Source organism: Aquirufa sp. ROCK2-A2, from assembly GCF_054558485.1.
In genome coordinates this window covers 369,624-390,927 of the sequence record NZ_JBPXKA010000003.1, presented here as the reverse complement: position 1 = coordinate 390,927, position 21,304 = coordinate 369,624, and the positions used below count along the sequence as shown (strand labels likewise).

Below are 21,304 nucleotides of genomic sequence, written 5' to 3'. Positions count from 1 at the left end.
TATGATGAAGCAATTAATTTGTAGGGAGCCCGGTAAATTTGAATGGAATCAGGTTGAAAAACCCATTCGTAAATCAGGAGAAATTCTTGTAAAAATTAAGCAAATAGGTATTTGTGGAACAGATTTGCATGCCTTTGAAGGTACTCAGCCATTTTTTTCTTATCCGAGAGTATTGGGTCATGAATTTGCTGCAGAAGTAGTAGAATTGGATGAAAATGAAGAAGAACTACATGTAGGGGATCAAGTTTGCGTCATTCCATATTTACATTGTGGTCATTGCTCCGCTTGCCATTCTGGCAAAACCAACTGTTGTTCATCTTTACAGGTATTAGGAGTACATACAGATGGCGCTATGACTGAATATATGTCAATTCCCAAGCAGTATGTAATTAAAGCCAATGATCTTACTTTAGATTACTTAGCAATGGTGGAACCATTGGCCATTGGTGCTCATGGCATTCGTAGGGCAGGAGTCAAGCAAGGTGATGTAGTTTTGGTCATCGGAGCGGGACCAATAGGGTTAGCCGCAATGGCTTTTGCAAGAATCAAAGGAGCCCAAGTAATTGCCTTAGATTTCAACCAAAGTCGATTGGATTTTTGTCTAAATCATTGGCAGGTCGATCATATTATCCATGGAAAAGAAGATATAAAGCTGCGATTATTGGATATTACTCGAGGATCTATGCCTGAAATTGTCATTGATGCAACCGGGAATTTAGGAGCTATCAATAATGGTTTTAATTATATGGCTCATGCGGGTAATTATACCTTGATTGGTTTACAATTAGGTGAAATTAAATTTCTTCATCCAGATTTTCATAAAAAGGAAGGCACTTTAATGAGTAGTCGAAATGCCACCCAAGAAGATTTTGAATTTGTGATTGATTGTTTACAGAAAAATAAGTTAAATCTGAATTCTTATATTACTCATAAAATCCCATTTGACAAACTAACAGAACAATTTGCTGATATTTCAAAACCTGAAAATAAAGTAATTAAGGCAGTGGTGGTTGTTTGAGAAAAGAGAAAACTGGAAAACTGGAAAAGAGAAAAGAGGAAACTGGAAAAGAGAAGTTAGAAAATCCTATTACCTATTACCTCTTACCTATTACCTATTACCTCTTACCTTTTACCTATTACCTCTTACCTATTACCTATTACACCCTATTTTCTAATTGCCCAAAGCAATCCAAAGCAAATCAACCCATTGACAATTAGTTTGGCAAAGCCAAATCCGCCAAACAATTCTTGTGTTTGACTTTCCAAGATAAATGTAATGATGGGAGATGAAATACAAATGATGGGCACTAATTTATCTTTTATTTGAATTTTGGTGAAAAGTCCAAAAGCAAAAAGCCCAAGTAATGGCCCATAGGTATAACCTGCTAAATTAAAGACAGCAGCTATTAATTCCTGATTGTTAAAGACATGGAATAAAAGAATGACTAAAAAGAATAAAAAGGAAAAACCTAAGTGAACAAAATTCTTCAGTTTGATTCGTTTCTTTTCTTTGAATTTTTCAATACTCAAAAAATCAATGCAAAATGAGGTCGTCAAGGCTGTAAGGGCTGAATCTGAACTTGCGTAAGTTGCCGCAATGATACCTAATAAAAAAGTTACACCGGCTAAAGTCCCAAATTGCCCTCCTAAAGCAAGAGAAGGGTAAAGGTTGTCGGTTTGAGTAGGAATTGCTATTCCCTGGTTATTGGAATAGATGTATAAAATTGCACCAAGTGATAAGAAAAGAATATTAACTAGAAGTAATACCCAATAAAACCAAAACATGTTTTTTTGTGCTTCTCCAATGGATTTACAAGTTAGATTTTTTTGCATCAAATCTTGATCCAATCCGGTCATAACAATGGCTATAAAAATTCCAGCTAAAAAATCCTTGCCAAAAAAATGTTTGTTTTTCCAATCCCACTCAAACATGTGGGAATATTTACTGTCTTGAATGGTGTGAAATAATTGGGAAGGACTCAAATGCATTTGTTGGCTGACCAAATAGATTGTAATAAACAAAGCAACGAGTAAAAACAAAGTTTGAAGGGTATCCGTGTAAATAATTGTTTGAACTCCTCCTTTGTGTGTGTAAACCCAAATAAGTAAAATTGAGATAAAAACAGTTACGGCAAAAGGTACACCAATTGATTCAAAAATGGCTATTTGTAGGACATTAACGGCTAAATATAAACGTGCAGCTGAGCCAATGGTTCTAGAAAGTAAAAAAAATGCAGAGCCTGTTTTATAAGCCCAAAAACCAAATCTTGTTTCCAGATAGGAATAGATGGAAATAAGATTTAATCGATAATAAAGTGGCAATAAAACCAATGCAATGGTTAAATACCCGATGGAATGCCCTAAAATAATTTGAAAATAGGTGAAATCAGTTTTCCCTACAGCACCTGGCACAGAAATGAAGGTTAATCCAGAAATGGATGTGCCAATCATTCCAAAAGCCACTAACCACCACGGGGATTGACGATTCGCTGTGAAAAAAGAATGAGTATCAGCCCCTTTGGAAGTGAAATAGGAAATTGCGATTAATAGACCAAAATATAGAACTAGAATTCCACCTGCTAATTGTACCGACATAGAATTTAAATAGAATTATTTTTTTAAATTTGTATAACGTGGTTTTTTAAAACTAGTCAAAAATATGCAAATCTTTCTTAATAAGTTTTTTCTTTCCAGCTTTTCTTCTGAAAATAAAGAAAAGTGGCAAGAGGATACCGAAGTATTGGTCGAGGAGGATATTTTACCCGGATATCATTTGATTGTTTACAATGATGAAGTGAATACGTTTGAATATGTTATTACAACGCTGATAGAAGTTTGTGAACATAGCGAGCAACAAGCAGAACAATGCACTCTTCAAATTCATTTTAAAGGTAAATGCTCCGTTAAAAACGGTGAGTATGAAGAATTACTAAAAATGAGAAACGAAATTTGTCGCAGGGGTATTTCTGCTGAAATTGAATCAATTTAAAAGAGATGGCCATCCATATTTACCCTTCCAAAATTATTGAACAAGCTGTTGAGGAAATCTCGAAATTGCCGGGGATTGGTAAAAAATCAGCTTTGCGTTTAGCACTACATTTATTAAAAAGACCAGAAAATCAGTCACTTCAGTTGGCACATGCAATTGTACAATTAAGAACAGAGACTCAGTTTTGTCCACAATGCCACTCCATCTCGGATGGAGGTCTTTGTGGAATTTGTTCGAGTATCAAACGAGATGAAAGTATCGTTTGTGTAGTTGAAGATATGCGTGATGTTTTAGCCATTGAAAATACTGGCCAATATTCAGGTCTTTATCATGTATTGGGTGGAATTATTTCCCCACTTTCTGGTATTTCTCCCAATGACTTACAAATAAATTCCTTGGTAGATCGAGTAGCATCTGGAAAAGTGGCAGAGATTATTTTGGGATTAAGTCCTACTATGGAAGGTGACACTACGGCATTTTATTTGACCAAAAAATTAAAAGAATTCCCCGTTAAAATTTCAACCATCGCAAGAGGGATACCTATTGGAGGTGATTTGGAATATACAGATGAAATTACCCTTGGACGAAGTATAGTAGGCCGAGTAGTATATGAATAATTTAAACCCAATGATAATGAAACGTTCCAGTTTTTTGCAAAAGACTATCGGACTACTGAGTGCTGGTTTTTTGGTTTCAAGTTTTACCACACGGAAAAATACTCCCAAATTTTCTGAAATTCAATCGGAAAACTCACCTTTTACGCTACCTGCATTACCATACGCTTTTGATGCTTTAGAGCCTTCAATTGATAAATTAACCATGGAAATTCATCATGATCGCCACCACAAAGCCTATGTCGATAATTTGAATAAAGCAGTAGCAAATACAGCATTGTCAACCTTAAGTTTAGTGGACATTCTTACCTCAATAAGTAAACATCCAGTTGCAATTAGAAATAATGGGGGAGGACACTGGAATCATAGTTTTTTTTGGCAATTACTAAGTCCTTCCAAAACTAGTCCGAGTACAGAATTGGCTAATCAGATTCAAAAAGATTTTGGTTCAATGGATAATTTTAAAGCAGAATTTGCCAAAGCTGCAACAACCCGATTTGGTTCCGGATGGGCATGGTTATTGGTTAAAGACGGAAAATTAGTCATCAGTTCTACGCCCAACCAAGATAATCCTTTAATGGATGTGGTAGAGGTTAAAGGCGCTCCAATCATGGCCTTGGACGTTTGGGAACACGCTTATTATTTGAAATATCAAAACAAACGGGCAGATTACATTAACTCATTTTGGAATGTTTTAAATTGGGATTTTGTTTCTACTCAGTTTGCTAACATCAACAAATAAATTTAAATATGGAATTATTAGATGAAATCCCTTCATTGGATTTAGCGGATTTTAATTCAGGTGATGACAAACGAAAAAATCAATTCGTCCAAGATTTAGGGAAAGCCTTTAACACCATTGGCTTTGTGGCCATCAAAGGCCATGGATTGACGAATAGTTTCACTTCTGATTTATATAAAAAGGTTGAACAATTTTTTCAATCTTCTGATGAATTAAAACAGCAATATGAAATACCTGGAATCGCTGGTCAAAGAGGTTATGTGGGTAAAGGTAAAGAAACTGCCAAAGGTTTTAAGGTCCCGGATTTAAAAGAATTTTACCATGTGGGTCAACCTCATAAAAATGATGGAGATTTCGTTTGGAGTGAGTATCCAGAAAATGTATTTCCAAAGGAATATCCTGGATTTGGTAAATTGACACTTGAGGCGTATTTAACCTTGGAGGCTGCCGGCAAATCGATTTTAAGAGCAATAGCCCTCTATCTTAATTTACCTGAAGATTATTTTGAAGCAAAGGTGAATAATGGAAATTCCATTCTTCGGGCTATTCATTATTTTCCTATTTTAAATCCAGAATCTTTACCAGAAGGTGCTGTACGTGCTGCAGCACATGGAGATATTAATTTAATTACCTTACTGATGGGAGCTTCAGCAGAAGGTTTAGAGGTTTTGAGGGTAGATGGTAAATGGATTCCCATTACCGCCTTGCCTGATCAGGTGGTTATCAATGTGGGAGATATGTTGGACAGACTTACCAATCACAAATTGAAATCGACAATCCATCGGGTCGTTAATCCACCTAAAGATAAAATGGGATCTCCTAGGTATTCTATTCCATTTTTCATGCATCCTAGATCCGAAATGGATTTAACTTGTCTAGAATCCTGTGTATCTGTTGAGGAACCGAAGTTATATACCAACATGACCGCAGGTGAATTTTTAGAAGAACGCTTGATTGAATTAGGATTAAAAAAGCAAAAATAAGATGAAGAGGCCAAAACATTTCGACTTCCTAATCGATGTGCTTATTTTGGCCTCAACTTCATTTGGAGGACCACAAGTTCATTTTGCACTCTTTCTAGAACGCTTGGTGCACAAAAAAAAATATTTGTCAGAAGACGATTTGCTTGAAATTCAGGCGCTTTGCTCGGTTTTACCAGGACCTACTTCAACTCAAATAATAACGGCAGTTGGATTTCGAAAAGGCGGTCCAATGTTGGCTTATTTAACGCTCCTAGTTTGGATTACACCTGCCGTATTTATCATGACATTGGCAGCATATGGGATGACTTATCTGAGAAATAAAGCTATTCTATTGTATGTTTTACCCGTCGGTATTGGAATGATGTTACAAGCTAGTTTTTCACTTGCAAAAAAAGTAATTACAGGACCCCTATATGTACTTATTTGCCTTTTTACCATTCTGATAGGTTTGATGTACCAAACACCTTATTTATTTCCCGTTGTATTACTAATTGGAGGTGTAATTTCTTCTTTCAACTACAAAGTTTACCCTAAACAAAATAAGCATAAAATGATTATTCCTTGGGCGAACTTTTACCTATTCATTGGTTTTTTTATTTTTCTTGCGCTTTTAGGTAATTTCACTGATTTTTTTCCCATTCGTTTATTTGAAAATTTTTATCGAAATGGAAGTTTGGTTTTTGGGGGCGGACAAGTATTAGCGCCAGTTTTGTTTACCGAATTTGTTGAATTTAAACACCTAATCAATGCGGATGATTTTTTAACTGGCATGGCTTTATCACAGTCTTTGCCAGGGCCCATTTTTGCCTTAACCTCTTATTTAGGCGTATTACTCATGCGAGATTATGGATTATTTGGACAGTTGACAGGCAGTGCCATCGGTGCAGCTGGTATTTTTTTGCCAGGCACATTTTTGATATTTTTTATTTATCGAATTTGGGGGCAATTAAAACAATATCGATTTATAAGAGCCTCATTAGCAGGTATTCAAGCAGCTTCCTTGGGTTTATCTTTTGTGGCAGCTTATGTCTTTCTTAGCCCTATGATTTTAACAGATAATTTGATCGCCTTGCTTATTGTTGCCATTTCTTTTTTGGCTTCTCAGTATACCAAATTGCCTTCTATTGTATTATTTATACTAGCATTAGCAATAGGAATTATAATTAATTAAGGAATTAGATTCAGCAAATATTGTCCATAACCACTTTTTACCAAAGGCAAAGCGATTTCTTTTAATTGTTCTCCATTGATGAATCCCATTCTAAAGGCCACTTCTTCGATACATCCAATTTTCATGCCTTGGCGTTCTTCGATTACTTGCACAAATTGTCCTGCTTGCATCAAAGAGGCAAATGTACCAGTGTCTAGCCAAGCAGTTCCACGGTTTAATATACCTACAGATAATTTCCCTCGTTTTAAGTATTCTTTGTTAATATCAGTAATTTCGTATTCACCACGTGCAGAAGGAGCAATGTTTTTTGCGATTTCGACTACCTCATTATCATAGAAATATAGACCAGGAACAGCATAATTCGACTTAGGTTTAAGTGGTTTTTCTTCAATTGAAATCACTTTATTGTTCTCATCAAATTCTACCACACCATATCTTTCAGGATCATTCACTGAATAGGCGTAAACTACACCACCATCTGGGTCATTATTGGCTTGCAATAATTTACTTAATCCAGAACCATAGAAGATATTGTCGCCCAAAACCAAGGCAACTTTTTCTTGTCCAATAAATTTTTCTCCAATCACAAATGCTTGAGCTAAACCGTTGGGTTCGGGTTGAACTGCATATTCAAATTTACAGCCCACTTGGGACCCATCGCCCAATAATTTTTCAAAATGGGGAAGATCATGTGGGGTGGAAATGATTAATATTTCTTTTATCCCTGACAACATTAAAATGGAAAGGGGATAATAAATCATTGGCTTGTCGTAAATAGGCATTAATTGTTTACTAACAGCCAACGTTAACGGATGAAGACGAGTTCCAGAGCCTCCAGCTAAAATAATTCCTTTCATATTATCTTCCTTGATACATGTTTGAATAATATTGTTGATAGGCTCCAGAGGTCACATCTGTTAACCATTTTTCATTGCTTAAGTACCAATCAACTGTTTTTTCTAAACCTTCAGCAAATTGCAAAGAAGGTTCCCAACCCAATTCTTTCATGATTTTATTGGCATCTATCGCATAACGTAAATCATGTCCAGCTCGATCGGTTACATAAGTTATCAATTGACGAGAGCTTCCTTGTTCTCTCTCCAATTTTTGATCCATTATATCACAAAGTAAGTGAACTAAATCAATGTTTTTCCATTCATTAAATCCTCCGATATTATAAGTTTCTCCGTCTTTTCCATCATGAAAAACGGTATCGATTGCTCGTGCATGATCGATGACAAATAACCAATCCCTAACATTTTCGCCTTTTCCATAAACAGGAAGTGGTTTTGAATGAATGATGTTATGAATCATTAATGGAATTAACTTTTCAGGAAAATGATTTGGCCCATAATTATTGGAGCAATTGGTGATAACCACCGGCAAACCATATGTTTCATGAAATGCCCGAACAAAATGGTCCGAACTTGCTTTAGATGCAGAATAGGGAGATCTTGGGTCATATGGAGTGGTTTCTACAAAAAATTCTTCAGGATTATGTAATTCACCATAAACTTCATCTGTTGAAATATGATAGAATCGTTTTCCTTCAAATTGACCATTCCAGTATTTTTTAGCAGCTTGTAATAAATTGACAGTCCCTAAAACATTTGTTTTAACAAAAGCCAAAGGATCGGTAATGGAACGGTCCACATGCGATTCTGCAGCTAAATGTAATACCCCATCAAATTGATATTTAGCGAATAATTGATCTATTTGATCAGCATCCGTAATGTCAGCTTTCAAAAAAGTGTAATTCGGGGCATCTGCGATATCTTCATTGTTTGCTAGATTTCCAGCATACGTTAAAGCGTCTAAATTGTAGATGTGATAATTGGGGTATTTTTGAACAAATAGCCTAACTACATGAGATCCAATAAATCCAGCACCACCTGTGATGACAATTTTTTTCATATATTATTTCTTGCTAAGGTTTTGTTGCCAAGTCCATGCATCTTTTAATGATTGCTCTAAACTTATTTCAGCCTTCCAATTCAGTATTTTATTTGATTTTTCAGTAGAAGCGTAAACAGCTGTAACGTCTCCTGCTCTTCTTGGTTGAATGGTAAAGTTAACTTTTTCACCTGTTGCTTTTTCAAAACTTTGAATAACTTCCAAAACAGAACTGCCATTTCCGGTACCAATATTGAAAAAATCATAGAAATTTTCTTCGTTTTTTTCTAGTAAATATTCCAATGCTTTTACATGAGCATTGGCTAAATCTGTGACATGAATATAATCTCTGATGGCTGTTCCATCTGGAGTAGGGTAATCGTTACCATATACATTTAAGGTACCTCTCAATCCAGCCACTGATTGAGTTAAAAAAGGAATCAAATTTGCAGGTGGCCCTAATGGCAATTCTCCTATTAATCCTGAAGAATGTGCTCCAATTGGATTGAAATAGCGTAATGATATGGCGGATATTTTATTTTTTGCTTGGACTGTATCAAAAATAATTTCCTCGCCGATTTGTTTGGTATTTCCATAGGGAGAAGTTGCTTTTTGCACTTCAGCTGATTCTGTGACCGGTAAAGAATGAGGTTGGCCATAAACCGTGCAAGAGGAAGAAAAAACAAGGTTTTTTACCCCAAATTCTATCATTTTTTCCAATAATAAAACGGTTGCAGAAACATTGTTTCGGTAATATTTCAAAGGATTTTCAACCGATTCACCTACGGCTTTTGAAGCTGCAAAATGAATGATTCCATCGATTTGATGTTGTTTAAAGACAGCATTCAAATGGTCAGGATTATTTACATCGCCTTCTACACAAATGACCTCAGATCCAGTAATTTTTTCTAAAGCTGAAATTACGTTGATCGATGAATTGGAGAAATTGTCAAAAATGATTGGAGTATATCCATTTTCCTTCAAAACAACATAGGTATGTGAACCTATAAAACCAGCGCCCCCAGTAATGAGAATTTTCATAAACGAGAAAAAATTTAGCTACAAATTTAGTTTTTTAATCATTCATTAAAAAATAAAGGAATAAACAATTTAATAGATTGTAACAATTAGGAAAAAATTTCCTTTTGCGAATATTTGATTTATTTTTGTTAAAATTTTTCAAATGAACGAATCTTCCATTAAAGCTATGATCCAATTGTTGGACGACTCTGATACAGAGGTGGTTCAATTGGTGGAAGAGCAAATTCGATCCCTCGGAACCAGTATTATTCCGATCTTAGAATCCGAATGGGAAGGCTTATCTTTCAATCCTTTGTTACAAGAAAAAATTGAGAATCTTATTCATGATTTTCAATTACAATCAGTGAAAGATCGATTGTTGCATTGGAAGGAGGCAGGTTCTATGGATATTTTGGAAGCCATGTGGATCATTTCAACATATCGTTTTCCCGATTATTCATATGAACAATTGCGTTTACAAATGGACCAGATTTATTATGATGTTTGGCCTCAAATTAGGGAAAATCTCCACCCCGTGGATCAAATTAAGATATTGAATGGAATAATTTTTGATCAATTAAAATTCGGTGCAAACACCAAAAACTTTCATGCGGCCAATAATTCATTCATCAATGTAGTATTGGAATCAAAAAAAGGTAATCCCATTAGCCTATGCGTGATTTATATGTGGCTTGCTCAAAAATTAGGATTTCCTGTTTATGGGGTCAATTTACCCAATTTGTTCGTTTTAGTCTATAAGCACGAAGGTGTGAATTTTTATATCAATGTTTTTAACAAAGGCCTAATATTTAATCGGGTTGATATCGATAATTATTTGGTACAATTGAATTTGCCCCAAAATGACATGTATTATAATCCTTGCTCTAATCTTGAAATTATTCGTCGTGTTATTAGAAACCTAATCATGGCTTTTGAAAAGGCAGGTGATGATGATAGAAAAAATGAATTAAATGATTTAATTGGCATTTTGGATTAAATTTTATTTCTATTACCTTTTACCTATTACCTAATTGTCCTCCACTTTTCCAATCGTTAAAACAAATTCCTCGAAATCTTCCCAATAGATGGTAATTTTTTTATTTAAAACATTGATTTTTAGTGGGTTAACATTAAAATTTTCCAAGCGAATTGATTGTTGGAAGGATAAACCTGGGATTTTTAATGACTTGTAAACGGATTCTTTTGAAGACCAAGCAAGGGTAAGTAAATCGCTATTATGTTGAAATTGTGGCAACTCCTTATCACTTAAAAATCGGGGAGCTATTTGGCCAATTTTCCTTCCTTTTTTTTCTAAATCTATTCCGATTGAATTCATTTTGCTTAGGACTGCTCCGACAAAAGGGTAGGAGTGGCTTAGGGAAATTTGCCATTCACTATTTGAAAAATAGGGGATGCCTTTTTCATTTATATGCAAGTGTATGTCGCTCAATTCGATCTCTTGACAAATAGAATAGAGACAAAACCTAGCTGCAATGGATTCTATTTGATGAATGGGTGTTTTTTTAATTTTCACAATGGGTTCAAACCACGATGAGGGAATATCTTTGAAAAATTCAATGGATTCTTCAATTTTCCAGATTTTAACCCATATTTCAGAGGAATCTAAAGGAAGTGAAGTGAAAATTTCAGGCATAATTCTTGTTTTGCTTGTAAAATTATCAATTTTGTATGGAATACTTCTAAAGATAACCCCAATCTACCTTGCAGATTTCAAAAATTGACACATTTTCGGGACATCGTGGTGCTATTTATTCCCTGGAAAATGGAATGGAAGATCATTTATTCTTTTCCGCTGGTGCAGATGGTTGGATTGTTCAATGGAACCTTCAGAAACCTGATGTTGGAAAAGTTATAGCTCAGGTAGAAGGGTCAGTATATTCTATGAATTTAGATACAAATCAGGAAATTTTGTGGGTGGCACAAAATAATGAAGGAATTCATGGAATTAATTTGGAAGATCAAAGTCGATTATTTTCTATAAAAATGGAATCTTTATCTGTTTTTGATATGATTCAGTTTCATGATCAAATTTGGGTAGCCCATAACGATGGATTGATTTCTATTGTCGACATACCGACAAGATCCATTGTAAAGCATATTAAAATTAGTCAAAAGAGCGTTCGGAAATTTGTCATTATTAATGAAAATATCATTGCTGTAGCTTTTAGTGATGGTTTTATTCGTTTGATTGATAATAATTATCAGTTAATCAATCAATGGAAAGCTCATGACAATAGTGTTTTTTCGTTGGACTATAATAGTCAATCATCACATTTGATTTCTGTTGGACGGGATGCGAAAATTAAAAAATGGGATATGACTTTAGAAAATTTCATTCAGAAACCTGCCGAAGTAATTGGTCATATATATACGATAAATGATGTTTCTTTTAGTCCGGATGGACAATTATTGGCAACTGCCAGTATGGATAAGACCATTAAAATTTGGCAGAGTTCGGATTTGAAATTATTAAAAGTTGTTGATGCGGCTCGCCATGGTGGGCACAGCAACTCCGTGAATAAATTGATATGGACAAATTTTGAGAACCAACTTGTTTCAGGTTCTGATGATAAAAAAATATCTGTTTGGACAATTCATTAAAAGTTTTTTTTATTTTAGCAGATTATGGAGCAAAAAATTCAAATTCCCGAAGGCAATTTCTCGAAATCATTTAGAGGTTATTCTGTTTCAGAAGTCAACGAGCATCTTTCCCAAATTGATTTTATCGTTGAACAGGCTAATCAAATACAAATCAGATTAGAGGAAAAAATCCAAAATTTAGAAACAGAAGTTTCGAGATTGAGAGAGGTGGAGAATTCGCTTTTTCGTGCTTTAAAAATGGCGGAGGAAGCGCAACAAAATTGGTTAAATAAGATGGATTCAGAAGTGAATCAATTGATTGATGAGGCTCAAAAAAAAGCCTCCAAAATTGTTGAGAATGCGGAAAAAGAAGCTTTTAAGACAAAACTGTTAGCGGATAATCAATCAAAATTAATCATTGAAGAAGCAAATCAAAAAACCATTCAACAAAACAGAACATTATTGGAATTGCAAGCAGCTCAAAAAGAAGTTGCTAGTCAGTTGATTCAAATTTCGGAATTAACTCTCGAAAAAGTGAAATCTTGGTCTTCTTTGGTAGATAATTCAAAAGAAAAAGTACAAGAAGTTCAAGAAAAAAAGGGTGAAAATGTTCCTAATAATTCGAAAAAAGTAAATACTGCTTCAAGTAGTAAGAAAAGTGAAAGTAGGAAAATTGATAAGGATGTTAATTCCGAGCAACCTTCAGTAAAATCCATAGTAAAATCCATTGTTCCGAAATCAGAATTGTTGGAGGATGAAAGCTTACCAACTCTAAACAAGGTTTTGGAGGCATATGCCAAATCTAATGGGCCTAAAGGTAAAATCGGAGATATAAATTAAGCATGGAGAACTATCAAGTAAAATTAAAGGATGTTCGATTTTATGCTTATCATGGATATTTTCCTGAGGAGCGTATTTTAGGAAATTGGTTTATTTTAAATTTGGAAGTTTTGGTTTTGAATAGCCAAGCAATTGATGATAAGTTGAATCAAACCTTGGATTATGGAACTTTGTATGCTATTTGTAAACAAGTAATGAATCATCCAGTTGATTTGTTAGAAACAGTGTTGGAAGCAATTTTAGAAAAATTAAAACATACATCTAGTCAGATAAAACAAATTAAATTAAGTCTTGTCAAAGAAAATCCTCCTTTGGGTTTAAGTGCAGGTAGTTCATCTATTTCCCTTGAATGGAATAAATAGAGGTAATTTGATTAAAATAGTTTATTTTTGATATCATTTTATTGAATATGCGTCATCAGGTTACTATAAAAGATATTGCTAGGCAACTCAACATTTCAGTTGCAACAGTTTCAAGGGCCTTGCGAGATCTTCCGGATATTCATCCTGATACAAAGAAAGCGGTTCTTGATTTAGCTGCTGAATGGGATTATCAACCCAATATATTGGCTTCTAGTTTGGTCAAAAGTAAGACAAAGACCTTAGGACTTATCGTTCCAGATTTGGGTTATTATTTCTTTTCTACTGTCGTAAAATCTATAGAAGAGGCTGCTATAAAAGCAGGATATAGTTTGTTGATCACTCAAACCCAGGAATCCTATGAACGTGAATTGACAAATATTCAGAATTTATCTAGATCACAAGTGGAGGGTATCATCATTTCACTTTCTCGTGAAACTACCAATTTTGATCATCTGAAACGATTGCAAAAGCGAGGAATTCCTTTGGTATTTTTTGATCGCGATTGTGAGGAAATTGTTGCTTCAAAGGTGATGGTCGACAATGAACAATCTGCCTATGAAGCAGTAAAGCATTTGATTGAAAATGGTTGCAAACGCATTGCTTTTCTTGCCGGCCCAAAAAATGTTTCTGTTAGTAATCAGCGTCGATTGGGTTATTTGAGAGCCTTAGAAGAGGCTAATATTCCTTTGGATGCGTCATTAATTATTCATTCCGATTATTTTCAAGATACTGCTATTTCTCAAACCCACATACTAATGAGCAGTGATCAACGTCCTGATGGAATCATGGTGGTTTCGGATCGTTTAGCACTTGGGGTGATGGTTGCCTTAAAAGAATTAAATATAAGTGTACCCAAGGATGTTAAAATGGTGAGTTTTAATAATGAACCTATTTGTACGGTCGTGTCACCTACTATATCATCTGTTTCACAACCATTGGATGAAATTGGTCGACTTGTGACTGAATTATTGATTCAGCAAATTGAAAATAAATCCGAAAATCAAGAGCCTCAAATCGAAGTGCTAAAAACGAGATTAGTTGTTCGAGAATCGTCGATTAAGTGATCTAAGTGAAGTATTTCAACAGAAGAATTATAACTGAATTTTTTCTTGGAAAAATAGGCAAAATTTAAGATATTTGTTGCTATTGGAAAACTGTGTAGAAATTAATTAAATCTTGATTTGCTACAGCGGTTTGTTCAAAAAACCAACGTTTATTTATGTCTTTAAATTCCAATATTATCCCAATCAACATCGAAGATGAAATGAAAGGGGCGTACATTGATTATTCAATGTCTGTAATTGTTTCTCGGGCACTTCCTGATGTTCGAGATGGTCTTAAACCAGTCCACCGTCGTGTATTATTTGGTATGGAGGAATTGGGTGTCAGCTACAATAAATCATATAAAAAATCTGCCCGTATAGTCGGGGAGGTGCTAGGTAAGTATCACCCACATGGTGATTCTTCTGTTTATGATACAATGGTAAGGATGGCCCAAGATTGGTCCTTGCGATATCCTTTGGTCGATGGTCAAGGTAACTTTGGTTCAGTGGATGGAGATTCTCCTGCAGCCATGCGTTATACGGAAGCCAGATTGAAAAGGTTAGCTGATGAAATGCTTTCGGATTTGAACAAAGAAACGGTTGATTTTCAGCCCAATTTCGATGATTCCTTAGAAGAACCAACGGTTTTACCTGCTAAAGTTCCCAATTTGTTATTGAATGGTACTTCGGGTATCGCGGTAGGTATGGCGACCAATATGGCTCCCCATAATCTTTCCGAGGTGGTTGATGGCATTCATGCCTATATTGATAACCGTGATATTACGATAGTAGAGTTGATGCAATATATCAAAGCTCCTGATTTTCCAACAGGAGGTACTATTTATGGTGTTCAAGGTATAAAAAATGCCTTCGAAACTGGTAGAGGTAGGATTGTCGTAAGAGGGAATGCCACTTTTGATACTTCCAAAACAGGCAAGGAGCAAATCATTGTTTCGGAGATTCCATACATGGTAAATAAGGCCACATTGATCAAACAATGTGCTGATTTGGTTAATGATAAAAAAATTGAAGGTATTTCTGAAATCCGAGATGAATCGGATCGTCAAGGAATGCGAATCGTTTTTGATTTAAAAAGAGATGCTGTAGCGAATGTCGTATTGAACAATTTGTACAAGCATACCGCTCTTCAATCATCGTTTAGTGTAAATAACGTGGCTTTGGTAAAAGGTCGCCCGATGATGTTGAATCTGAAAGATTTAATTCATCATTTTGTTGAGCATAGAAATGAAATTATTGTTCGTAGAACAAAGTATGATTTAAGAGAGGCGAGAAAGCGTGCCCATATTTTGGAAGGCTTTATCATTGCTTTAGATAATTTGGATGCAGTGATCAAGTTGATTCGTGAGTCGAAAGACCCAGCTGCTGCACAAGCCGGATTAATGGCATCATTTAATTTATCGGAAATTCAAGCAAAAGCTATTCTTGAGATGCGTTTACAACGTTTAACAGGAATGGAGCGTGAGAAAATCATGAATGAATATGCTGAACTGATGAAGTTGATTGATGATTTGGAAGATATTTTGGCTAAGCCAGAACGTCAGTTGCAAATTATCAAAGATGAATTATCAGAGATGAAAGCACGTTATGGAGATGAGCGTAGAACGCAAATTAATATGACAGATGAAGAGTTCTCCGTAGAAGATATGATTGCGGATGATGAAATGTTAATCACTGTTTCAGCACAAGGTTATATCAAACGTACGCCAATTACGGAATACCGTTCTCAAACAAGAGGAGGAGTAGGCTCTAGGGCGGTAGCTACGAAAGATGACGATTATACCGAGCATTTATTCTCTGCTACGATGCATAACTGGTTATTGTTCTTTACCGAACGAGGAAAATGTTTCTGGTTACGCGTATATGCGGTTCCTGAAGGTTCCAAAGTATCCAAAGGACGTCCTATTCAAAACATGATGAATATTGAGAATGGGGATACCATTCGTGCAGTTATCAATGTTAAATCGATCACGGATCCTGATTATATCGACAATAATTACATTGTGATGTGTACAGAAGATGGTACGATTAAGAAAACATCTCTTGAAGCATACTCTCGCCCACGTCAAAACGGTATCATTGCCATTACTATCCGGGAAGGTGATCGCTTGTTAGATGTAGCATTAACTAACGGAAATAATCAAATCGTGATTGCCACCAATACAGGTCGTTCGGTTCGATTTGAAGAAACACGCGTTCGTCCAATGGGCCGTTCAGCAGCTGGTGTGAAAGGTATTTGGATAGATGAAGAGCAAGCAGATGAAAAGGTGATTGGAATGGTTTGCGTTTCGGATCCTTCAGTACAACAATTGTTAGTGGTTTCAGAAAAAGGATTTGGTAAGCGTTCTGAAGTAGAAGATTACCGCTTAACCAATAGGGGAGGAAAAGGTGTTAAAGCCCTGAATATCACCGATAAAACAGGTGCTTTGGTAGCGATTAAAGAGGTTAATGATAACAATGACTTAATGATTATCACAAAAGCCGGTATTTTGATTCGTACGAGCGTTGCAGAGCTTCGTGTCATGGGAAGAAACACCCAAGGAGTGAAGTTGATTCGTTTGAAAAATGAAACAGATGCGATTTCTTCAGTTACCAAAATTGAGAAAGAACCAGAACCAGAAGAGGTTGAAATTGTCAATGAGGAAGGAACTTCGGTAGAAATGTTACCAACTGATTCAATTGATTCAACGTTAGAAACAGGTTCAGAGGCAAGTGATTCAACAGAAACACCTATTGAAGAGTAATTTTTTATGGCCTGAGGAAACTCAGGCCTTTTTCTTAATTTATATGTAAACATGAAAAAACTAGTTTTAACCCTATTTACTGTGGCATTCGCTGCAGGCTCGACTTTCGCTCAAGCGGATAAAGCTTTGGTAGAAGCTCAGAAGAAAGCTATTTTAGAGGCTGTAAAAAAGTCGGATGATGAAGCTAAGAAAGCTCCAACAAAAGCAAAGACTTGGTTATCTAGAGCGCAAGCTTATCTAGATTTAGCTTCTTTTCCTGATTCAACGTTAGCCTTAACAGATGCTGATGCAGCTTTTAAAGCCTTGGATTATATCAATGAAGCTGTTAAATTGGATACTAAAGATGGAAAAAAAGGTAGTACTGCCAAAGATGCTGAAAAGTTAATTGAGGATAAAAAAGTATATACAGCTTTTATGAACATGGGGGTAATCAAATACCAAGGAAAGGATTTTGCTAAGTCCTATCGATACATGTCAAAAGCATCTGAAATTACGCCAAAAGACACAACTGCCTCGATGTACACCGGAGTGGTTGCTCAATTGAGTCAAAAAGATGCAGAAGCAAAAGTAGCTTATGAGCATTATATGAGCATAGGAGGGAAGGATATCGCTATCATTTACGGTTTAGCTCAAATTTATAAATCGGAAAAACAAGAAGATAAGGCTTTGAATTTATTGGATGAGGGAATCAAAATTTATCCTAGCAATAAGGATTTAAAAAATGAGAAGTTCAATACATTGATTGCTTTTAATCGTATTGATCAAGCCATCATTCAATTAAACAAGACCATTGCAGCAGATCCTAAAGATGCCATGTCATTGGTTAATTTAGGTTTATTGTATGAGAATAAGATGTCTGGAATGAAGGATGAAATTTCAAAAATTTCAGACAAAACGTTCAAAGTTGAAGATGCTAAAAGAAAAATAGCTAGTCAAAAAGATCAGGTAGATGTTTATTTAGATGAAGTAAAACGTACGAAGGCAAAGTTAAAGACTGCTCAACCAAAGCAAAAAGCTGTAATTCAATCGCAAATTACTAAGTTAGAAGGAACAGTTGCAGAACAAAATAAGACTTTGGACGATTTAAAAGCTGAATTAGTAAAACAAGAAGCCTTGGTAGGGGATGTGGCTCAAAATAAAGCGAAAGTAGAAGAATTATCGGCTAAAATTAAAGCCATTCGTGATGATGTACCACAGTATTATACAAAGGCATTAGCGATCGATCCTGCTTATTATGATGCATTATATCAAATGGGTGCCTTGTATTTCAATGATGCAGCGGAATTCAAGAAGCAAGTGAATGCCATGGATATGGAAACCTATAAGAAAGAAGGTAAAAATGTGGAAGCGAAATATTTAGCTAAATACAATGAAATTTTACCATTTTGGGAAAAAGCATTAAGCATTAAAAAAGATGAAGATTTGAAAGAATACCTTAAGCAAGTATATCGTGAATTGAAATTGGAATCTAAATTAGCAGAATTAGAAAAGTAATTTTCATCTGATCTGATCATTTTTAAAAAGCCTGTGATGAAAATCGCAGGCTTTTTTATTGATAGAAACTTATGATCACTAGTACTGTCTTATTTGAATCTATTTAACATAATATAAATTATATAACAATATTAATTCAGAATTATTTGAGATTCATAACTCAAAATCTATAATCACAATTCATAATTCAATTTCGCTATGGGCAAGCTAATCACAAACTCCGTCCAATCATTGGTATCTGATTGGACTTGAATACTGCCGTTGTGCAGTGTGATTATACGCTCAACCAAAGATAAGCCAATGCCATAGCCTTTAGAATTAGCTGTATTTTCACCACGGAAAAATGGTTGAAAAATGAATGGTAAATCTGATTTTGGAATCCCTTTACCTAAATTTTTAACGATCAATTTGATTGAATCTTTTTGAATTTTTAAACAAACGAATGATTTTTTTTCGAAACTGAATTTACAGCCATTTTCCATCAGGTTTTTAATTGCTGTTAATAAAAGCATTTCATCACCTTTGATTTCCAATAATTCTTCGTTTTCCGGTAAAAATTCAGTGTCGATAATCACTTTATAACCATTGTGTAATTTTTGAGTTAAGCTACGTGCTTCCCACATAATTTCATCTACCCGAATTATGTTAAATCCTGCCTGATAGTCTGTAACACTGATTTTGTTTAATTCCAACAAAGATTCAGTAATCGCTGAAAGATCTTGAGTATCTTCCAAAACAGATTGTATGGTTTGTTTATAATCCTCTACATTTCTTTCTTTTAATAAACTTACTTCTAATTGAGAAGATATTTTGGTCAAAGGGTTTTTCAATTCATGTGATACGTTGGCAATAAACGTTTTCTGAAATTTAAATGCGTTTTCAATGCGTTCTAACAGCCGATTAATCGTATAGACCATCTTCCCTATTTCATCCTCAGAACCTGTTGATTCTAGTCTCTCCTCTAGCCTTTTGGGCGACAATTGATCTACTTGCTGAATAACTTTTGAAATTGGATTAAGCGCCTGACCCGCAAAAAACCAGCCAGAAATTACTACAATGAAGACAAAAAGTAAAAATAACGCAATTAATATGTTTTTTAGATCTTTGGCATTTTCTGCCGAATATTGATCCACAGCGCCCGCAAATACGACAATTCGACCTTCTGGAGTGGCAAAAACAGTACCTAATACTTCTAAATCATCTTGATGAAATCGGATTTCTTTTTTTAATCGAACTTCTTTGACCCTGGAAACATCGATATGAAAGTTAATGGTGTCATTGGAACGATAAATACGCTCATTGCACGTATCATATGCCATGATATTTTCTTTGTAGAGAATATCTCTGTTGGCTCTATCTATGATGCGTAGTAATTTGGAATCTACTTGGTTGACATTGACTAATAATTCCGCTGCGGTATTAGCTTTTTGCCTTAAACGACTGTAGAATTTATCGCGATAATTCTGTTGAGAGAATAAATAAATAATTAAATAGGAAACGAATAAGATGGCAGAAACCAAATAAGTAAACTGATAAGTTAATCTAGATCGTATCTGCATGGTAAAAATCGTATTATTCTTGTCTCAGAATATATCCCATTCCAAATTGAGTATGAATTAATTTACTTGAAAATCCCTTATCAATTTTTTTACGAAGGTAATTCACATAAACTTCGATCAAATTGGCGCTATTTTCATCCTCTACTTCCCAAATATTCTCTGCGATTTCAGCTTTAGAAATAACTTTTTCCTGGTTTTTGAGAAAATATTCACAAAGTTGGAATTCTTTGGCTGTTAAATTAATCTTTTGACCTGCTCGTGTCACAATTTTACTAGTTAAATCGAGCTCCAAGTCGTGAAATTTTAAAACCTGCGCTTCTAATATGGTCTGATTGGAGCGTTTAATCAATGCTTTAACCCTCGCCAAAAATTCTTTGAAGTCGAATGGTTTAGGTAAATAATCATCTGCTCCAGCTTCAAATCCTATGAGTTTATCATCGGTAGTACTTAGGGCCGTCAACATCAAAATAGGTGTTTGTATTCCTAATTGCCTTAATTGTTTACAAAGTTCAATTCCATTGATGCCTGGAATAATAATATCCGAGACAATCAATTGGTAGGTGTTTCGTGTAGCTAATTGTTTGGCAATTAAGCCATCATAAGCGACTTCTACTTCATAATTATTTTCTTCCAGTCCTTGTTTCAAGGACAGGACTGTTTTAGGCTCATCTTCAATTAGTAGAATTTTGATCATTATTTCAATAAATCTACAAGGTTTGCTGGGGAATAATTGATTGATTTAAGTACTTTATTATCACTTTTTCGATAAACTTTCCAAATCCCATTTTCTTCTAAAATTTCGGCTACGGTGCCATCTTTTTTGAAATAATGTTCGACGGTAGCTTCTGCTTCTTGCAAGGACTGGCAGGCTTTTGACATATTTGATCGCTGAACTTCATTGAATAAATCAACAAATTTTTCACCCAAACCAAATTCTAAAACAGCGCCTGAAAGTACATATTGTAAATCGCATAAGGCATCTGCAATCTCCACTATATCATAATCATCAATAGCGGCTTTTAACTCATCTAATTCTTCCGCTAAAAGGCTCACACGAAGCTTACAGCGTTCTTTTGATGGAATGGAAGGTGTTTCTACGACTGGTGCACCAAAGGTTTGATGAAATAAAGCAACTTGATTGAGGGAATCTAATTTTTTCATAAAATCGTTTCGAATAAAGTTAAAATTAAGCAATTATTTCCCCTTTTTAAAATCTAATTTGATTGATAAT

At 35.0% G+C, this 21,304-nt stretch carries 21 protein-coding genes; 13 read left to right on the top strand and 8 right to left on the bottom strand.

Going from position 1 to position 21,304, the window contains the following annotated elements; translation table 11 throughout:
• The first annotated feature begins 1 nt into the window (after nucleotide 1).
• Entirely contained in the window at nucleotides 2-1,018 is a 1,017-nt protein-coding gene (locus V7S76_RS07220) for a zinc-binding alcohol dehydrogenase family protein (protein WP_459509385.1), read from the top strand.
• A 146-nt stretch (nucleotides 1,019-1,164) separates the two neighbouring features.
• Here the strand turns inward: V7S76_RS07220 and V7S76_RS07215 are convergent, their stop codons facing one another.
• On the bottom strand, nucleotides 1,165-2,595 hold the full coding sequence (locus V7S76_RS07215) for a sodium:solute symporter (RefSeq protein ID WP_459509384.1): 1,431 nt from the start codon (nucleotides 2,593-2,595) through the stop codon (nucleotides 1,165-1,167).
• A 64-nt stretch (nucleotides 2,596-2,659) separates the two neighbouring features.
• On the opposite strand from V7S76_RS07215, the gene V7S76_RS07210 reads away from it, so the two are divergent.
• Genes V7S76_RS07210 through V7S76_RS07190 form a run of 5 tightly spaced genes read left to right on the top strand, consistent with a single transcriptional unit; the run spans nucleotide 2,660 to nucleotide 6,499 of the window.
• Nucleotides 2,660-2,989 carry an ATP-dependent Clp protease adaptor ClpS gene (locus tag V7S76_RS07210; protein ID WP_459509383.1) on the top strand — a complete coding sequence of 110 codons (330 nt, stop codon included), beginning with the start codon at nucleotides 2,660-2,662 and terminating at the stop codon, nucleotides 2,987-2,989.
• 5 nt (nucleotides 2,990-2,994) lie between these two features.
• Nucleotides 2,995-3,606 carry a recombination mediator RecR gene (gene recR / locus V7S76_RS07205; protein ID WP_459509382.1) on the top strand — a complete coding sequence of 204 codons (612 nt, stop codon included), beginning with the start codon at nucleotides 2,995-2,997 and terminating at the stop codon, nucleotides 3,604-3,606.
• Between the two features lie 16 nt (nucleotides 3,607-3,622).
• Nucleotides 3,623-4,345 carry a superoxide dismutase gene (locus V7S76_RS07200; protein ID WP_459509381.1) on the top strand — a complete coding sequence of 241 codons (723 nt, stop codon included), beginning with the start codon at nucleotides 3,623-3,625 and terminating at the stop codon, nucleotides 4,343-4,345.
• Nucleotides 4,346-4,353: 8 nt separating this feature from the next.
• The gene (locus V7S76_RS07195) at nucleotides 4,354-5,328 is read left to right on the top strand and encodes an isopenicillin N synthase family dioxygenase (RefSeq protein WP_459509380.1); all 975 of its coding nucleotides are present in this window, start codon (nucleotides 4,354-4,356) and stop codon (nucleotides 5,326-5,328) included.
• Between the two features lies 1 nt (nucleotide 5,329).
• Nucleotides 5,330-6,499 carry a chromate transporter gene (locus V7S76_RS07190; RefSeq protein ID WP_459509379.1) on the top strand — a complete coding sequence of 390 codons (1,170 nt, stop codon included), beginning with the start codon at nucleotides 5,330-5,332 and terminating at the stop codon, nucleotides 6,497-6,499.
• On the opposite strand, the gene rfbA is transcribed toward V7S76_RS07190, so the two are convergent.
• From rfbA to galE, 3 genes are read right to left on the bottom strand one after another with little or no spacing between them, the layout of a single operon-like run.
• Nucleotides 6,496-7,356, bottom strand: coding sequence for a glucose-1-phosphate thymidylyltransferase RfbA (gene rfbA / locus V7S76_RS07185; protein ID WP_459509378.1), 861 nt, complete (start codon nucleotides 7,354-7,356; stop codon nucleotides 6,496-6,498). The genes V7S76_RS07190 and rfbA overlap by 4 nt on opposite strands.
• Before the next feature lies 1 nt (nucleotide 7,357).
• Complete coding sequence (rfbB, locus tag V7S76_RS07180) at nucleotides 7,358-8,413, bottom strand: dTDP-glucose 4,6-dehydratase (RefSeq protein ID WP_459509377.1); 1,056 nt, start codon at nucleotides 8,411-8,413, stop codon at nucleotides 7,358-7,360.
• A 3-nt stretch (nucleotides 8,414-8,416) separates the two neighbouring features.
• The gene (galE, locus tag V7S76_RS07175; RefSeq protein WP_459509376.1) at nucleotides 8,417-9,433 is read right to left on the bottom strand and encodes a UDP-glucose 4-epimerase GalE; all 1,017 of its coding nucleotides are present in this window, start codon (nucleotides 9,431-9,433) and stop codon (nucleotides 8,417-8,419) included.
• A 142-nt stretch (nucleotides 9,434-9,575) separates the two neighbouring features.
• On the opposite strand from galE, the gene V7S76_RS07170 reads away from it, so the two are divergent.
• On the top strand, nucleotides 9,576-10,409 hold the full coding sequence (locus V7S76_RS07170) for a transglutaminase-like domain-containing protein (protein WP_459509375.1): 834 nt from the start codon (nucleotides 9,576-9,578) through the stop codon (nucleotides 10,407-10,409).
• A 30-nt stretch (nucleotides 10,410-10,439) separates the two neighbouring features.
• Here V7S76_RS07170 and V7S76_RS07165 read toward each other — a convergent pair whose 3' ends face one another.
• On the bottom strand, nucleotides 10,440-11,066 hold the full coding sequence (locus V7S76_RS07165) for a 4'-phosphopantetheinyl transferase family protein (RefSeq protein ID WP_459509374.1): 627 nt from the start codon (nucleotides 11,064-11,066) through the stop codon (nucleotides 10,440-10,442).
• A gap of 68 nt (nucleotides 11,067-11,134) precedes the next feature.
• Between V7S76_RS07165 and V7S76_RS07160 the strand changes: the two genes are divergently transcribed.
• The 6 genes from V7S76_RS07160 (at nucleotide 11,135) to V7S76_RS07135 (ending at nucleotide 18,514) form a co-directional block, all read left to right on the top strand.
• Nucleotides 11,135-12,034 (top strand): WD40 repeat domain-containing protein, encoded by a 900-nt coding sequence (locus tag V7S76_RS07160; RefSeq protein WP_459509373.1) that lies wholly within the window; start codon nucleotides 11,135-11,137, stop codon nucleotides 12,032-12,034.
• Nucleotides 12,035-12,058: 24 nt separating this feature from the next.
• Nucleotides 12,059-12,853, top strand: a complete 795-nt coding sequence (locus V7S76_RS07155; RefSeq protein ID WP_459509372.1) for a DivIVA domain-containing protein — start codon at nucleotides 12,059-12,061, stop codon at nucleotides 12,851-12,853.
• A 2-nt stretch (nucleotides 12,854-12,855) separates the two neighbouring features.
• On the top strand, nucleotides 12,856-13,215 hold the full coding sequence (folB, locus tag V7S76_RS07150; RefSeq protein ID WP_459509371.1) for a dihydroneopterin aldolase: 360 nt from the start codon (nucleotides 12,856-12,858) through the stop codon (nucleotides 13,213-13,215).
• A 47-nt stretch (nucleotides 13,216-13,262) separates the two neighbouring features.
• On the top strand, nucleotides 13,263-14,279 hold the full coding sequence (locus tag V7S76_RS07145; protein ID WP_459509370.1) for a LacI family DNA-binding transcriptional regulator: 1,017 nt from the start codon (nucleotides 13,263-13,265) through the stop codon (nucleotides 14,277-14,279).
• A 155-nt stretch (nucleotides 14,280-14,434) separates the two neighbouring features.
• Complete coding sequence (gene gyrA / locus V7S76_RS07140) at nucleotides 14,435-17,020, top strand: DNA gyrase subunit A (RefSeq protein ID WP_459509369.1); 2,586 nt, start codon at nucleotides 14,435-14,437, stop codon at nucleotides 17,018-17,020.
• A 51-nt stretch (nucleotides 17,021-17,071) separates the two neighbouring features.
• Nucleotides 17,072-18,514 (top strand): tetratricopeptide repeat protein, encoded by a 1,443-nt coding sequence (locus V7S76_RS07135; protein ID WP_459509368.1) that lies wholly within the window; start codon nucleotides 17,072-17,074, stop codon nucleotides 18,512-18,514.
• Between the two features lie 173 nt (nucleotides 18,515-18,687).
• Here the strand turns inward: V7S76_RS07135 and V7S76_RS07130 are convergent, their stop codons facing one another.
• Genes V7S76_RS07130 through V7S76_RS07120 form a run of 3 tightly spaced genes read right to left on the bottom strand, consistent with a single transcriptional unit; the run spans nucleotide 18,688 to nucleotide 21,234 of the window.
• The gene (locus V7S76_RS07130; RefSeq protein ID WP_459509367.1) at nucleotides 18,688-20,073 is read right to left on the bottom strand and encodes a HAMP domain-containing sensor histidine kinase; all 1,386 of its coding nucleotides are present in this window, start codon (nucleotides 20,071-20,073) and stop codon (nucleotides 18,688-18,690) included.
• Nucleotides 20,074-20,086: 13 nt separating this feature from the next.
• Nucleotides 20,087-20,764, bottom strand: coding sequence for a response regulator transcription factor (locus V7S76_RS07125; protein ID WP_459509437.1), 678 nt, complete (start codon nucleotides 20,762-20,764; stop codon nucleotides 20,087-20,089).
• A 2-nt stretch (nucleotides 20,765-20,766) separates the two neighbouring features.
• A complete protein-coding gene (locus V7S76_RS07120; protein WP_459509366.1) occupies nucleotides 20,767-21,234 on the bottom strand; it encodes a pyrophosphohydrolase domain-containing protein in 468 nt (155 codons plus the stop codon).
• Nucleotides 21,235-21,304: the final 70 nt, after the last annotated feature.